General features: G+C 68.0%; 13 protein-coding genes. 5 read left to right on the top strand and 8 right to left on the bottom strand.

Annotation, left to right across the window (positions count from 1 at the left end):
- Positions 1-93: 93 nt before the first annotated feature.
- Together ABE543_RS07875 and ABE543_RS07870 are read right to left on the bottom strand one after the other, a co-directional pair.
- A complete protein-coding gene (locus ABE543_RS07875) occupies positions 94-2,517 on the bottom strand; it encodes an EAL domain-containing protein (protein ID WP_346475553.1) in 2,424 nt (807 codons plus the stop codon).
- 149 nt (positions 2,518-2,666) lie between these two features.
- A complete protein-coding gene (locus ABE543_RS07870; RefSeq protein WP_065174676.1) occupies positions 2,667-4,592 on the bottom strand; it encodes a DEAD/DEAH box helicase in 1,926 nt (641 codons plus the stop codon).
- A gap of 268 nt (positions 4,593-4,860) precedes the next feature.
- On the opposite strand from ABE543_RS07870, the gene ABE543_RS07865 reads away from it, so the two are divergent.
- Positions 4,861-5,082, top strand: coding sequence for an RNA-binding S4 domain-containing protein (locus ABE543_RS07865; protein WP_014036469.1), 222 nt, complete (start codon positions 4,861-4,863; stop codon positions 5,080-5,082).
- 11 nt (positions 5,083-5,093) lie between these two features.
- Here the strand turns inward: ABE543_RS07865 and ubiM are convergent, their stop codons facing one another.
- The 4 genes from ubiM to ABE543_RS07845 form a co-directional block, all read right to left on the bottom strand.
- The gene (gene ubiM / locus ABE543_RS07860; protein ID WP_346475552.1) at positions 5,094-6,272 is read right to left on the bottom strand and encodes a 5-demethoxyubiquinol-8 5-hydroxylase UbiM; all 1,179 of its coding nucleotides are present in this window, start codon (positions 6,270-6,272) and stop codon (positions 5,094-5,096) included.
- A gap of 80 nt (positions 6,273-6,352) precedes the next feature.
- Positions 6,353-6,742 carry an MAPEG family protein gene (locus ABE543_RS07855; protein WP_053518762.1) on the bottom strand — a complete coding sequence of 130 codons (390 nt, stop codon included), beginning with the start codon at positions 6,740-6,742 and terminating at the stop codon, positions 6,353-6,355.
- An 11-nt stretch (positions 6,743-6,753) separates the two neighbouring features.
- Positions 6,754-7,308 (bottom strand): DUF4019 domain-containing protein, encoded by a 555-nt coding sequence (locus ABE543_RS07850; protein ID WP_346475551.1) that lies wholly within the window; start codon positions 7,306-7,308, stop codon positions 6,754-6,756.
- 58 nt (positions 7,309-7,366) lie between these two features.
- Complete coding sequence (locus tag ABE543_RS07845; RefSeq protein WP_346475550.1) at positions 7,367-8,530, bottom strand: hypothetical protein; 1,164 nt, start codon at positions 8,528-8,530, stop codon at positions 7,367-7,369.
- A gap of 160 nt (positions 8,531-8,690) precedes the next feature.
- On the opposite strand from ABE543_RS07845, the gene ABE543_RS07840 reads away from it, so the two are divergent.
- The 3 genes from ABE543_RS07840 (at position 8,691) to ABE543_RS07830 (ending at position 12,016) form a co-directional block, all read left to right on the top strand.
- Complete coding sequence (locus ABE543_RS07840; protein ID WP_262219272.1) at positions 8,691-10,169, top strand: DNA-3-methyladenine glycosylase 2; 1,479 nt, start codon at positions 8,691-8,693, stop codon at positions 10,167-10,169.
- Entirely contained in the window at positions 10,166-10,657 is a 492-nt protein-coding gene (locus ABE543_RS07835) for a methylated-DNA--[protein]-cysteine S-methyltransferase (RefSeq protein WP_180875687.1), read from the top strand. Before ABE543_RS07840 ends, ABE543_RS07835 begins: the two co-directional genes overlap by 4 nt.
- Before the next feature lie 108 nt (positions 10,658-10,765).
- Complete coding sequence (locus ABE543_RS07830; RefSeq protein WP_346475549.1) at positions 10,766-12,016, top strand: ectonucleotide pyrophosphatase/phosphodiesterase; 1,251 nt, start codon at positions 10,766-10,768, stop codon at positions 12,014-12,016.
- Positions 12,017-12,214: 198 nt separating this feature from the next.
- Here ABE543_RS07830 and ABE543_RS07825 read toward each other — a convergent pair whose 3' ends face one another.
- Both ABE543_RS07825 and ABE543_RS07820 read right to left on the bottom strand, forming a co-directional pair.
- On the bottom strand, positions 12,215-12,394 hold the full coding sequence (locus tag ABE543_RS07825; RefSeq protein WP_004150462.1) for a 30S ribosomal protein THX: 180 nt from the start codon (positions 12,392-12,394) through the stop codon (positions 12,215-12,217).
- A 110-nt stretch (positions 12,395-12,504) separates the two neighbouring features.
- A complete protein-coding gene (locus ABE543_RS07820; RefSeq protein WP_053518754.1) occupies positions 12,505-12,918 on the bottom strand; it encodes a MerC domain-containing protein in 414 nt (137 codons plus the stop codon).
- A gap of 134 nt (positions 12,919-13,052) precedes the next feature.
- Here ABE543_RS07820 and ABE543_RS07815 point away from each other — a divergent pair, with 134 nt between their 5' ends.
- Complete coding sequence (locus ABE543_RS07815) at positions 13,053-15,260, top strand: TonB-dependent receptor (RefSeq protein WP_262101114.1); 2,208 nt, start codon at positions 13,053-13,055, stop codon at positions 15,258-15,260.
- Positions 15,261-15,354: the final 94 nt, after the last annotated feature.

Raw genomic sequence — 15,354 nt, 5'->3', positions numbered from 1 at the left:
GCTTACGCCCGCGCCCACTGCGCGTCGCCCCTGGCGTGCATTATCGCAGCCGTCCGTGGCATGCAGGTGTAGACAATCGTCGCGGACCAGCGTTCAGCCTGCGGCCGGCGGGCCCTTCACCGCCTTCAGCCTGACCGGCCGCAGGTCGGTCAGGGTCATCCGCTCCAGCGGCTGCGGCCGCTCGATCGCATAGCCCTGCAGCCCCTGCACGCCCAGCCGGGTCAGCGCCCCCGCCACCTCGCTGCTCTCCACCCACTCGGCCACGACCTCCATCTGCAGTTCGCGGCCCAGTTCGGTGATCGCGCGTACGGTCGCGTGACTGACCGGATCGACATCCATGTCGCGCACGAATGCACCGTCGATCTTCAGCATGTCGGCCGGCAGCTGGCGCAGGTAACCGAACGAGGACAGACCCGATCCGAAATCGTCCAGCGCCAGCCGGCAGCCACGCGCCTTCACCGCATCGATGAACGCCCGCGCCTGGCTCAGATTGCTGATCGCGGCCGTCTCGGTGATCTCGAAGCAGAGCTTGGACGCCAGTACGCGGTTGCGCTCCAGCAGGTCGCAGACGAAAGCCAGGAAGCTGGGTTCGGCGATCGACTGTGCGGACACGTTGACGTTGCACAGGCCGAGCTGGCGCACATGCGCCGGGCATACCTGCAGGTGCCGGAACAGCAGGCCGAGCACATGCCGGTCCAATGTCACCGCCATACCGTAGCGCTCCACGGCCGGCATGAACTGGCCGGGCAGATGCAGCGTACCGTCGCTGTCGCGCATGCGCACCAGCACCTCGTAGTGCAGATAGCCCGGGTCACCCACCCGGGCGATGCGCTGCGCGTACAGCAGCGTGCGGTTCTCGGCCATCGCCCGGCTCACGCCCTGCAGGCGCTCGGCCTCCAGGCGCCGTTCGTCCAGCGCCATGCGGTCCTCGTTGAAACAGTGCACGCGGTTGCGACCGGCCTGCTTGGCTGCGTAACAGGCACTGTCGGCTGCGCTCATCAGCCAGTTGACATCAGGGGCCTCCTGGCTGACCTCGACCACGCCGATGCTGCAGCTCAGCTGCAGGCTGCCTTCGCTGATCGGGAATGTGGCTTGGCCAAGATTGCGGATCACCCGCTGCAGCACGCGCTTGGCCTCATCCTGGCCCGCATGGGCCAGGAACACCGCGAATTCGTCGGCACCCAACCGGCCAACCCAGTCGCCCTCGCGCACGGCGGCGACCAGATAGTCGGCAAAACCGCGCAGCATCTGGTCGCCGGCGGCATGGCCGAAGCTGTCATTGACCAGTTTGAAATGGTCCAGATTGATGTAGCACAACGCATGCGTGCCCCCCTCGCTGCGCACCTGCAGCAGTGCACGCTCGAGCAGGCGCTCGATCTCGCGCCGGTTGATAAGGCCCGTCAGCGGATCGTGGCTGGCGTGGTGTTCGATCTCGCGGGCCAGCGCATGGTTCTGGCTGACATCCTCGACAATCGCGAACACCGACAGCCCGCCACCGGTGTTGCGCACGCCGGTACCGCTCCAGCGCCCCCATACCAGGCTGCCGTCGCGACGGCGGAAGCGCAGCTCGCTCGGCCGCAGCTGCCGCTCCCAGTCGATCCGGCCAACACCGTCGATGACCAGCTCTCCTTCCATCAGCAGGTCACCCAGCGACATCTGCAACAGCGCGTCACGGCGATGGTCGAGGATGTCCGCCATCGCCTGGTTGGCTTCCAGCACCCGGCCGCCGGCATCAAGCTTCAGCATGCCGACGTTGGCCTGGTAGAAGGCTGCGCGGAAGCGGCTTTCATGCTCCGTCAGATCCTTGCCGACCCGTCGCGCCAGGGCGACGGCCATCAGGCTGATCGCCAGCACCGACAGGCCGCCGACAACCAGGGTCGCCATCCTTACCGCGGCAGCCATCCGCAGCAGCGCCTGCGAAAACGCCTGCGCCTGCACCTGCAGCCGCCGGTCGAGATCACGGAGCTGCTGCAGGTACCGGTCGCGCGCGGCGACCGGCAGTGGACCGTCGGCATGACGATGCTGCAGTTCATCGACCAGCCGGTGCACGGCCATCAGGTCGCCGTCGGTCGCCCGCCAGAGGGCGGTCGCTTCGCGGAAGGCGCCGAGGTCACGGGCGTGACGGAATGAAAAGATCAGCCGCGGCACATCGGCACGCGCGTTGCCGCCCTGCAGGAAGCCCTGTCGGGCACGCTCGATATCCGGTCTCGGCTGCTCCAGCGCCAGGCGTCCCTGCAGGTCCCCCATCGGCACGCGCAGGGCCTGGCGGGCGTCTTCCAGATCGCGGGCATCCCCCCGCGCCAGGTAGCGGCTGAGAGCGGCCGTGGCGTCCTGCTGGCCACGCGACCAGTAGCCCTGGCCGGCGATCCACGCCGTCGAAGCCGCCTGCAGTTCCTGGATCAGCGCCGACAATGCGACCAGCCCGATCGCCATGCCCGTCAACAGCGCAAACCTCAGCCCCAGCCCACGGGACATCGGTACCCGGCGGCTGTGAATGTCCGTGCCACTCCTACCCATCCCGGATCCCCCCGAATGTGCTGCGGTGACAACCTCCCTTCGAACCGGCCCAGCCTATGACCCTGAATGTGTGGGCGGTGCGAAACCGGGGTCCACAAACGAGCAACGCCAGCCCGGGGGCTGGCGTTGTCGATCACGGCAGGTCTGGCTCAGTAGCTGCGCGGGCCGCGCGGCTTGAAGCCATCACGACGCGGCGGACGGCCGTCACGGTCGCCGCCCGGACCACCCGGGCCACCACGACGCGGGCCACCCGGGCCACCCGGACCCCGCTTGTCGAAGCGCGGCTTGAACGGACGCGGTGCCGGATTGATCTCTTCACCGGCGGCCAGCGGACGCATCTGCAGCTGCTGGCCGGACACCCACACCTTCTGCAGGTGGGTCAGCACGTCCTGCGGCATCTGCGCCGGCAGGTCCAGCAGCGAGAAGTCGTCGTGGATGTCGATGCGGCCAATGTAACGGCTTTCCAGGCCGGCTTCGTTGGCGATGGCGCCGACGATGTTCGCCGGCTTCACGCCATGCTGGTGACCGACCGAAATGCGGTAGGTCTCCATGCCCTGCTCCGGCGCACCGCGCGGCGGAACTTCACGGCGTGGACGCTGCTCGAACCCCCCTTCGGCGTCGTCACGGCGGGGACCACGCTCGAAGCGCGGGCCACGTTCGTTGCGGTCGAAGCGATCACCACGCTCCGGACGATCGCCACGGTCGAAGCGCTCGCGCGGCGCACGCTCTTCCCGCGGAGCACGCACCGGCGGCTGCAGCAGGAACGGAGTATCGCCCTGCAGCATCTTCGCCAGCGCGGCAGCAATTTCGATGGCCGGCACGTTCTGCTCGTTCTCGAAGCGCTCCAGCAGCTGGCGGTAGAAGTCCAGGCCGCCGGCGCCAAGCGTTTCGCTGATGCGCGAGGTGAACTTGTTGATGCGGGTATCGTTGACCGCTTCCACGCTCGGCAGCTGCATCTCTTCGATCGGCTGGCGGGTGGCGCGCTCGATCTGGCGCAGCATGCCCTTCTCGCGCGGGGTCGCGAACAGGATCGCCTCGCCGCTGCGGCCGGCACGACCGGTACGGCCGATGCGGTGCACGTAGCTTTCGGTGTCGTACGGAATGTCGTAGTTCAGCACGTGGCTGATGCGCTCGACGTCCAGGCCGCGGGCGGCAACGTCGGTGGCCACCAGGATGTCCAGCTTGCCTTCCTTCAGCATGGCGATGGTGCGCTCACGCTGGGCCTGCTGCATGTCGCCATTGATGGCGGCAGCGGCCAGGCCACGGGCCTGCAGCTTGCTGGCCAGTTCTTCGGTACCGGCCTTGGTACGCGCGAAGATGATCATCGCGTCGAACGGCTCGACTTCCAGGATGCGGGTCAGCGCGTCCAGCTTGTGCATGCCGCTCACCCACCAGTAGCGCTGGCGGATGTTGGCCGAGGTGGTGGTCTTGGCCGCGATGGTGACCTCGACCGGGTCCTGCAGGTAGGTCTGCGCGATGCGGCGGATCTGCGGCGGCATGGTGGCCGAGAACAGGGCCACCTGGCGCTGCTCCGGCAGCTTCTTCAGCACGGCTTCGACGTCGTCGATGAAGCCCATGCGCAGCATTTCATCGGCTTCGTCCAGCACCAGGGTCTTCAGCTCGGACAGGTCGAGGGTGCTGCGGTCCAGATGGTCGATCACGCGGCCGGGGGTACCGACCACGATGTGCACGCCGCGGCGCAGGGCCGACAGCTGCTGGCCATACGGCTGGCCGCCGTACACCGGGAGCACGCGGAAGCCCGGGATCTTCGACGAATAGGACTGGAACGCTTCGGCGACCTGGATGGCCAGTTCGCGGGTCGGCGCAAGGACCAGCGCCTGGGGCTTGATCTGCTGCAGGTCGATGTTGGACAGTACGGGCAGTGCGAAAGCGGCGGTCTTGCCGGTACCGGTCTGCGCCTGGCCCAGCACGTCGCGGCCTTCCAGCATCGCCGGGATGGTGGCGGCCTGGATCGGCGACGGGGTTTCGTAGCCGATGGCGGTGACCGCCTGCATCACGGGCTCGGACAGGCCGAGCTGCGCGAACTGCAGCGGCGCTTGGGAATCTTGGGACATGGGGAACTCCGAAGGCACTGCCGTCTTCCTGGCAGTGCGATAAAAAAGGTGATGGTCCGCGCTTTGGGCGCCCTTCTTATCGCGTGCCCTGGCGCTGCTCGGTCGGAGGAGATTTCACTCGCTCAGAGCGGAATGATACCGCATTGATCCTGAACGAGGCGTACAGTTTTTCCCTTCGCGTGCCGTCAGGCCCCGTGCTGGCGCACAATACGCGCCCTCTTCCCGGCCCGGCCGCTGGCCTGCGCCCCTTCCCAGGAACCCCCGCTCCATGCAGATTCTCGAATTCGACCTCGACGGTGACTACGTCGAACTCAAGCAGCTGCTCAAGCTGGCCGACCTGGTCACCAGTGGCGGCGAGGCCAAGATGGTCATCAGCGAGGGCCAGGTACGGGTCGACGGCGAAGTTGAACTGCGCAAGGCCTGCAAGATCCGCGCAGGCCAGGTGGTCGAATTCGCCGACAGCCAGATCCGGGTGCTGGCGGCCGGCTGATCTGATCCTGTTCAGGCCACGCGCTGGGTCAGGTGCGAGGCGATCAGCTGCCTGAACGGTGCCACGCCCTGGGCGACACGCAGGCCCGCTGCCCGCAGCAGCCGCGCCGGGCGCCGATCATCGGTGTACAGGCTGGCGATCGCATTGGTCGCCTCGTACAGCGGTCGCGCCGCCATCCGATGGCCACGCTGGTAGCTGGCCAGCATGCCGGCCGCAGCGATGTCCGCGCCGCGGCGCTGCTGGCCGGCGATGCCCCGCGCCAGGCGCTGGGCACTGGCCAGGCCCAGATTGAAGCCATGGGCGGTGACCGGGTGCATGCCCACCGCGGCATCGCCGATCAGCGCCGAGCGCTCGCCTGCGAAATGGTGTGCATAGACACCCACCAACGGATAGGCCTGCGGCGTGGCGACCGGCTGCATGCCCCCCAGCCGATGCTCGAAGAAGCCGCTGACGGCCTCACCGAAGGCTACCTCATCCATCGCCAGCAGATCCTCGATCCGCCGCGGGGGCAGCGTGATCACCGCAGATGCCTGGCCTTCGTTGAGCGGCAGCAGCGCCATCGTACGACCATAGCCGAACCATTCCCACGCGGTGTGGTGATGGTCGCGTTCGACGTGCATGCGGCACACCAGCATCGACTTGCCGAAGTCGCGCATCTGCGCACCGATGCCGAGCATGCGCCGGGTTGCGGAGAAGCGGCTGTCCGCGGCCACCAGCAACCGCGCATGCAGCCTGCTGCCGTCATCCAGCGCGACCACATGGCCCTGCGCATCGGCCTGCACGCCCTGCACCTTGCGCCCGTCGAACAGCTCCAGGCCGTCCTGGCGCTGCACCGCGTCCCACGCCGCACGGCGGATCAGATGATTGGGCACCAGCCAACCCAGCGGCTGACCATCGACCTGGCTGCTGGCGAAGGTCAGTGCGAACGGCGAGCCGCCGTTCATCACCTTGGCATCGCGCAGTTCGGAAATCTCGGCCTCCGGCAGCCGTGCCCACAGCCCCAGCTGCTCCAGGCTCTGCCGCGACGCGTGGGTCAGCGCGATCTCGCGGCCGTCGAACGCCGCTTCGGCGAGCGCCTGGCGTGGCTGCGCTTCGACCAGCCCGACCTGCAGCCCGCTGCCGGCCAGCGCGCGTGCGAAGCACAGTCCTGCCGGCCCCGCGCCGACCACCACCACATCCATCCTGCGCATGCGCGCCTCCCACCATCGATCCAGTCGCAGCCAGCATAGCGCCGCGCAGCTGACCGGCCTTGATCTGGATCAGGCCCGGCTCACAGCAGTGCGAACACCAGCGCCAGGATCGACAGCAGCGACACCAGCCACACCAGGCTGCGCACGTAGGGCACACCTGCGGCGTACAGCGGCAGGTAGACCACCCGTGCCCAGAAGTACGCCTGCGCGGCCAGTGCCGTGGTCTCGCTGCTGCGACCGGCCACCACCACCGCGATCGCGGCGGCGGCGAAGAACGGGAACGTCTCAAGGAAGTTGGACTGGGCCCGTTGCAGCCGCCCTGCCAGCGGGCTGAGTGGCCGGCCCTGTTCGTCGCGTGCCGACGCGTTCCACTTCATGCCCCGCTCGCGGGTCACCACCGTGGAGGTGGCGAAGATGTAGACAAACCCCAGCAGCGTCGACCACGCCAGCATTGTCAGTTCGGCCGCCATGCTGTTCTCCTTCAGGGTCCGGGTGCGCGCAGGCTGTAACCGGCCAGGCGCCAGACCTGGTCCTCATCGAAGCGGAACGAGACCAGTTCGCGCACGGGCTGCGCACTGTTGGCGAAGCGGGTCGGGAAGCTGACATTGATGTACAGGCCTTCGGGCACGACGGCGCCGGCCGCGTACTTCACCCGGGTAATGGACGGTTGGCCGCGACCACTCAAGGCCCCCAGACGGGTGCGGTCGGCGGTCAGCTGGCTGATGAAGGCCGGCTTGGTCACCGCGCGCCGCGCTACGGCTGATGCGCCATCCCACAACTCGCCCGCGCGGTTGGCGTCGACCATCTGCGCGGCCCTCAGTGCGGCCGCCCCCATCTCCGCGTCCTGCTTCTGCACCTGCGCCTGCTGTGCCGGGCTGAGGGCCGGTGCGGGCGGCCGTGCCGCTGTCGCCGGTGGCGCGGCGGCCGGCGCACTCGGCGCCGGGCGCGACGGCGCCGGAGCCGGCGTGGCGGGCGCGGGCACCTGGGCGAATGCAGCAAGCGGCAACAGGGACAGCAGCAGGAGCACGCGCTTCATGGACACCACCGGTTCATCGGAAGGAACCGCAGTCTACGCCAGCCGGGTGAGGCGTTTGTCAGCGCAGCGGCACGCTGCCCTGGGTTGCTTCGGCATCGGCCTGTGAGGCCTGGGTCTCCGTCTCCACTGCCGGCTGTTCCGCCACCGGAACCTGCGGCGGAGGAGACGGTGGCAGCGTGGCCACGTCGATCTCCGACAGCGGGCTCTCCTCGGGGCAGACCGGATCGGGGAAACCGAACCGCTGCTTGAGCGACTGGCCGCAGCTGTTGATCGATTCCATGTCCGCACCGTCGCGCTTGCACTGCTGGTCGAAGGCGATCAGGAACGCGTCCTTGCGCTGCACGAAATCGTCGCCACACGCGCGCATCTGCTTGATCCGTTCCAGGTCGTCCTGCACCGCATTGGTGCCATCCAGGCCGAACTGCCGCAGCTCCTCGGGGGTCAGCAGGCGCAGGCTGCGGTTGGGCACGGTCATCATCAGATCAGCAACGCCCACCGCCACACCGTTGCGCTGCAGATAATCCTTCACGTTGTCGTAGACCTCGTGCAGCTCGCGGTTGAGCTCGGCGCGCGAGGTCGCCTTGGAGCTGATGCGCATCATGCGGTGGATGCCGACCTTGCCGGTCAGCAGGCGGTTGTCGCCGGCCGCGAGCACGAACACGCAGGCGCTGTGGCAGATCGACCCTTCGCGCACCCAGATGGTCCAGCCCGATTCGCCGATGCTGTCGCCGGCAATGATCGCCGACTCGACCTGGCCACCACTGGAGTCGAGATCGAGGATGCGCTTGTGGATCTCCAGCGCGTCGGCCACCACGGCCAGGCGCCACATCATTTCGGCGAACCCGGGATTGATCTTGCCGTTGTAGCGCACCCGCAACAGGCCCCGTTCGGCACACGGCTGCAGCGCCTGGCTGATCTGCTCACGCTGCAGCCCTTCCAGCTCCGCGCCGTCGCCGCCTTCGGCCGCGTAATCGGTGCTGCAGCTGACCCAGGCCCGGCCGTTCTCCAGCTGCGCCTGCGGCCACGGCCGATCAGCGCGGCTGCGCGGCGGGGACGGCGGCGGTGGGGCGTCGGCGGCATTGATCGACACCATGTTGTCGCCATCACTGGCCGGAGCCCGTGCCGCCTTGTCAGCCGCGGTCACGTTGCCCGGATTCTCCAACTGGCTGCAGCCCGCAAAGGCCAGGCACAAAAGGGGCAACCAGCGGATCAAGGCGGACATCGGGCAACCGGATTTCGCAGGAACAAGGATCACAGTCTACCTGCCCGGCGCGCGCATTCAGCACGTGGCACTGAACCGGTTCTGACCCCGGATCGCGACCCGCTGCATCCATGTCCGAATCCGGCGAGTATCCGCGACATGAGCGGCCTAGCCTGGGCGCATGAACACCGCCCTCGTCCTCGACACCGCTGCCTGCGACCGTGCCCGCCTCGCCCGCGACGCGCGCTTTGATGGCGTGTTCTTCACCGCCGTGCGCAGCACCGGCATCTACTGCCGGCCGGTCTGCCCTGCGCCGCCGCCGAAGCCGCGCAACATCACCTATTTCCCGAGCGCGGCCGCAGCCACTGCCGCCGGTTACCGGCCCTGCCTGCGCTGCCGTCCCGAACTGGCACCGCAGGCACAGCAGGCGCTGGCCGGCCAGGCCGTGCAGCGGGCGCTGGCGTTGATCCACGGCGGCTTCCTGCAGGAGCAGCCGGTTGCCGGACTGGCTGCGAAGGTCGGCCTCAGCGCACGCCAGCTGCAGCGCCTGTTCGTGGAACACCTGGGCGCCACGCCCGGCCAGATCCACGCCACCCACCGCCTGCTGCTGGCCAAGCAGCTGCTGACCGAAACCACCCTGCCGGTCACCGACGTTGCGCTCGCGGCGGGCTACAACAGCCTGCGCCGCTTCAACACCGCCTTCCTGCAGGGCTGCGGGATGGCACCGACCACGCTGCGCCGCCAACACGTCCCGCTGGCCGCCGATGACGGTGGCCTGGTGCTGCGCCTGGGCTACCGGCCTCCGCTGGATTTTCCGCGCATGCTGGCGTTCCTGCGCAAGCGCAGCCTGCCGGGCATCGAACTGATCGGCGACGACAGCTACCAGCGCGTGCTTGGCACGCCTGAACGACCCACCCTGCTGCGGGTGACGGCTGATCCGAAGCGGCCGGAACTGCGCCTGCAGCTGGGCGCGGTCGATCCGCGGCTGATACCGGACATCGTGCGACGCGTGCGGCGGGTATTCGATCTCGATGCCGACCTGCAGCAGGTGCATGCCGCGCTCGGTGAAGAGCCGCTGCTGGCGCGCGGCATCGCCGAACGCCCTGGCCTGCGCGTGCCGGGCGGCTGGGATGGCTTCGAAGTGGCGGTGCGTGCCGTGCTCGGCCAGCAGGTCAGCGTTGCGGCGGCGACCACCTTCGCGCGCCGGCTGGTCGACGCGCATGGCGCCCACCTGCCGGGCATGCCGACGGAGTTCGACCGCCAGTTCCCCTCTCCCTCGGTATTGGCGGACGCCCCTCTGGAATCGATCGGTCTGCCACGCAGCCGCGCCGCCACCGTGCGCGCACTGGCCGCAGCCTGCGTCAGTGGCCAGCTCGACTTCGGGCCCGGCCAGGCACTGGAGGAATTCGTCGCCCGCTGCGTGGCCCTGCCCGGCATTGGCCCGTGGACGGCGCAGTACATCGCCCTGCGCGGCCTGGGCCAGCCCGACGCGTTTCCTGCAGGTGACCTGGTGCTGCAGCAGGTGCTCGGCCATGCCCAGGGGCAGCGCCTGAGCGAACGCGCCACCGAAGCGCGATCCCAGCCCTGGCGCCCCTGGCGCTCGTATGCGGTGCTGCATCTGTGGCATCTGTCCGGCACGTTCGTTGGAGAACCGACATGACGTTGTTGTTCGACCGTTTTGACAGCCCGATCGGCGAGCTCACCATCGCCGGTGACGAACGTGGCCTGGCCCACGTGCTGTTTCCTGAAAACCGCCACCCCGCGCGCGGACGCAGCGACTGGCACAATGCGCCCGGCGCGTTTCCCGAGGCCCGCGAACAGCTGCTGCAGTACCTGCATGGCGAACGCAGCACATTCGATCTGCTGCTGGCACCGCGCGGCACCCCGTTCCAGCTGCGCGTTTGGCAGGCTCTGGCGTTGATACCGTTCGGCCAGACCTGGAGCTACCTGCAGCTGGCGCAGCACCTGGGCCAGCCCAGCGCGACGCGCGCGGTCGGCGCCGCCAACGGCCGCAATCCCCTGCCGATCATCCTGCCCTGCCATCGCGTGATCGGCAGCAACGGAGCGCTGACCGGTTTCGGCGGCGGACTGGAGACCAAGGCAGCACTGCTGCGGCTTGAGCAACGCCAGGTACCGCTGTTCGCCTGATGGGAGATCGGGGTCAGATCCCTTTTCCCGTGGGAAAGGGATCTGACCGCGGACGGTCCTGGCGCGCCGTGTCTTGGGCACGTCATTACCTCGCACTATGATGGGCGGATGACTTCCGTACGCCTGACCTGCGCGCTGGCGCTGCTGCTGCCGTTGGCCGCCTGCACCACCGCACCCGCCCCGACCGCCACCGTCCCTACGCCTGCGGCAACGGCCGCACCGCCGAAGCTGCTGCTGATCTCCATCGATGGCCTGCGTGCCGACGCGCTGGACCGCGGGCTGACTCCGAACCTGCAGCGGATGATCGACAGCGGCGTGCGCGCACGCTGGATGACGCCCTCCTATCCCTCGCTGACCTTCCCCAACCACTACACCATCGTGACCGGTCTGCGCCCTGACCATCACGGCATCATCCACAATGCGATGGACGACGCATCGCTGGGCAGTTTCGCGCTGAGCAACCGCGAGGCGGTCACCCGCAGCGACTGGTGGGGCGGCGAGCCGATCTGGGTCAGCGCGGAGAAAGCCGGCGTGCGTTCCGCGACCTGGTCCTGGCCGGGCAGCGAAGCGGAGATCAAGGGCGTGCGCCCCAGCCAGTGGCTGGCGTATAACGACAAGGAACCGTTCGAGCAACGTGTGCAGACCGTACTGGGCTGGCTGGCACGCAGCGATGCCGAGGCGCCACGCCTGGCCACGCTGTACATGGAACACGTCGACAAGGCCGGGCATCACCATGGGCCGCAGTCGCAGCAGTACACGGCAGCCATCGTGCGGGCCGACCAGGTTGTCGGCCAGGTGCTCGACGGACTGCAGCAGCGTGGCCTGACATCCACCACCAATGTGATCGTGGTTTCCGATCACGGCATGGCCGCGGTGGGCGACGGCCAGGTGATCGCCACCGAGTCGATGGTGGACCCGGCCATCGCACGCAACGTCAGCCAGGGCCAGTCGGTCGGCTTCGCGCCGGTCGCGGGGCGTGAAGCCGAGGCCGAACGTGCCCTGCTCGGCCGCCATGCCCACTACGAATGCTGGAAGAAGGAGAACCTGCCTGCGCGCTGGCATTACGGCACGCATCCACGCATACCCGCCATCGTCTGCCAGATGGATGAAGGCTGGGACGCGCTGACCCGGGACTGGATCGCCAGGCGCGATCGTCGCGACGGCGGCTCGCACGGCTACGATCCGGCGCTGCCGTCGATGCGTGCGGTGTTCCTGGCGAGCGGCCCGTCGTTCCGTCAGGGGCTGCTGATCGACGGCTTCGACAACGTCGATGTCTATCCGCTGCTGGCGCACCTGCTGCAGGTTCCAGCCGCGCCGAACGACGGCAATGCCGAGACACTGAAGCAGACGCTGCGTTGATCGGGCGTCTCCGCCGGGCATGGCCCGGCGCTCCCCCGGCATGGGGGCGTCGGTGGTCTCCGCCGGGCAGGGCCCGGCGCTACCGTGCCAATGTGGGTAGCGCCGGGCCATGCCCGGCGAACGCGGCGGCCGCAACGACACGCATAAAAAAACGCGGCGCCAGGCGCCGCGTTCTTCGTTGACCCATCGGCCGGCCGATCAGGCCTTGGCGACGGCCTTCTTCGCCACGGCCTTCTTCGCCGGAGCCTTGGCCACGGTCTTCTTGGCGACCGGGGCAGCGGCGCCTACGGCGACCTTGCTCGCGGTGTGCGAACGGGCGTTGCCGTAGCTGGCGTTGTAGCGCTTGCCCTTGGCGGTCTTGCGGTCACCCTTACCCATGTCTTCAACTCCTCAAATGTGAAATCTGGTTACCCCGTGCTGACACGGGTTCGGCGGGGCCGCCTTGCTGGACGCCCCCGCGCACGATCGGAAAGCCTATCACGGAGCGCCTAGTGCGCGCAGCTGGCGTCGTGTACGTGGCTGTGGTTGAGCCGCAGATTGACCAGATGGGCAACGCCGACCAGCAGACCGCCAATGGTCATCACCACCGCGTGCGGCACGGCATTGTGATGCAGCGGGTCGTACAGAACCCCAGCCCACAGCGCGACCAGCCCGGGAATCAGGAACGCCAGCGCGCGCAGGGCGCCATGCCGGCGGTAGCCCCAGACAAGGCTGAACAGACCCAGCAGGGTCACGAACACGACCAGCGCCTGTTCAACGCCATCGCTGAGCCAGAACGACAGGCCCAGCGAAGGCGCTGCGGCCAGCAGCACCGGAATCACCGCACAGTGCACTGCGCACAGCATCGATCCGGTGGCACCGAAACGGTCGAGCAGATGGCGCAGGTGGGAGGAGAGGGACATGACTTCCAGCAGGGTCGGCGAATCGTTATGGAATAATATAACATCCCTTCCTGGTCCGCACGATCTCCTCTCCCCCTGTCCCGCGACGGGATACGTGCGCTTCACAATTGATACACAGTAACAAGGATTTCTCGATGCCCGCCCCTTCCCTGCGGTTCAAGCCGCACACCCTCGCCCTGGCGCTCGCCGCGCTGCTGCCGTCCGCCGCATTCGCCGCAGGCGACGACGATGCGCACCGTGACCGCCACCTGACCGAGCTGTCATCGGTGCAGGTCACCGCCTCGCCGCTGCAGGGCGACGCCGAGTCGCTGGCACGCCCGGTCGAAGTGCTCGCCGGCGAGCGCCTGGACGAACAGAAGGCAGGCACCCTCGGCGATACGGTGGCCAAGCTGCCGGGCGTGCAGAGCACCTTCTTCGGCCCCGGTGTCGGTCGTCCGATCATCCGCGGCCAGGAAGGCCCGCGGGTGGCCGTGCTGTCCAACGGCATGGGCAACATGGATGCCTCCACCGTCAGCGCCGACCATGCCACCAGCATCGAACCGTTCCTGGCTGATCAGATCGAAGTGCTGAAGGGCCCGGCGACACTGCTGTTCGGCAGCGGTGCGATCGGCGGCGCGGTCAACGTCGTCGATGGCCGCATCGCCCGCGAGCTGCCCGACCGTCCGCTCAGCGGCCGCGCTGAACTGCGCGGCAACTCCGTCAATGATGAACGCAGCGGCATGTTCCGCCTCGACGGCGTCAGCGGCAACGTCGTGCTGCATGTCGACGGCCTGGTGCGCAACGGCGACGACTACCGCATTCCCGGCTACGCGGTGATCGACAGCCTGGAAGACCACCACGAAGACCATGACCACGACCACGAGGGCGAGGAAGGCGACGAGCCGCGCCGTGGCCGCCTGGACAACAGCTCCATCCGCACCCGGGCCGGTGGTGTGGGTGCCACCTGGCTGGGCGAGGGCGGCTACTTCGGCGTGTCGGCCAGCACCTATCGCACCAACTATGGCATCCCCAATGGCGCCCACGTCCACGCGGACGGCGACGATCATGACCACGATCATGATCATGATCACGGCGAGGAGGAGGAAGGCGGCGACGAGCATGACGTACGCATCGACATGGTGCAGAACCGCTTCGAGACCAAGGCCGGCATCTACAACCCGGTCTCGTTCCTGAAGAACATCAATGCCCGCGTGGCCTACACCGACTACGAGCATGTCGAGCTGGAGGCCGGCACGCCCTCCACACGCTTCACCAACCGCGGCATCGAAACCCGCCTGGAAGCCGTACAGCAGCAGGTCGGTGGCTGGGACGGCGCCTTCGGCGTGCAGTTCGGCAACAGCGATTTCGGCGCCAAGGGCGAAGAAGCATTCGTGCCGGACACCGGAACGAAAAACATCGGCCTGTTCGTGCTGCAGGAGAAGCAGTTCGGCCCGTTCAAGCTCGAACTCGGCGGCCGCCACGACCAGGTCAAGCTGGACCCGACCGGCGATTACCGCCGCCGGCAGTTCGATGCCACCAATCTGTCCGCGGCCGGCATCTGGAAGCTCAACGACGCGGTCGACCTGCGCATCGGCGTGGACAGCTCCGAACGTGCCCCCACCAATGAAGAGCTGTATGCCGCTGGCGCGCACATTGCCACCCGCTCGCTGGAAATCGGCGACGCCAACCTGAAGACCGAGCGCGGCCAGCGTGTCGAGCTGGGCATCCACACCCACAGCGATCGCCTGGACTTCTCCGCCTCGATCTACCAGACGAAGTTCAAGGACTTCATCTACCTGGCCGACACCGGCGTCACCGAAGGCCTGCCGGTGCGTGCATGGACGCAGCAGGATGCGGTGTTCAAGGGTGCCGAGGCGGAAGCCCTGGTGCATCTGTTCGAAGGCGTCGCAGGCGACTGGGATCTGCGCCTGTTCGGCGATTACGTGCAGGCCAAGCTGGACGGCAACGGCAGCCGCAACCTCGACATCGCGGTGCCGCACGGTGACCACAACCACAACTACACCGTGGAGCTGGCCAACACCGGCTACCTGCCGCGCATCGCGCCGGCCCGCGTTGGTGCCGACCTGCGCTGGGCGAAGGACGGCTGGCGCGCGTCGGTGGGCGCCGTGCGTTACAGCCGGCAGAAGGACGTGGCGCAGAACGAAGAGCCGAGCGACGGCTACACCCTGGTCGATGCGCACCTGGCCTACCGCTGGGATCGTAACGACAGCAACAGCTATGAGGTGTTCCTGGATGGCAGCAACCTGACCAACCGTGAAGTGCGCCCGCACACCTCGCTGCTGCGCGACTACTCGCCGCTGCCGGGCCGCGGTGTCGCATTCGGCATCCGTGCGTACTTCTGACCCCTCCAGCAGCAGGACGCCGTTCCACTGATCCCTGACGACGCTCGTTGTCGTTCTCTCCCGGGGGGCCTGCTGGCCCCCCGCTTTTTTTGGA

The organism is Stenotrophomonas sp. TWI169, from assembly GCF_039674705.1.
Lineage (GTDB): Bacteria > Pseudomonadota > Gammaproteobacteria > Xanthomonadales > Xanthomonadaceae > Stenotrophomonas > Stenotrophomonas maltophilia_P.
This window is presented reverse-complemented; position numbering and strand designations above follow the sequence as displayed.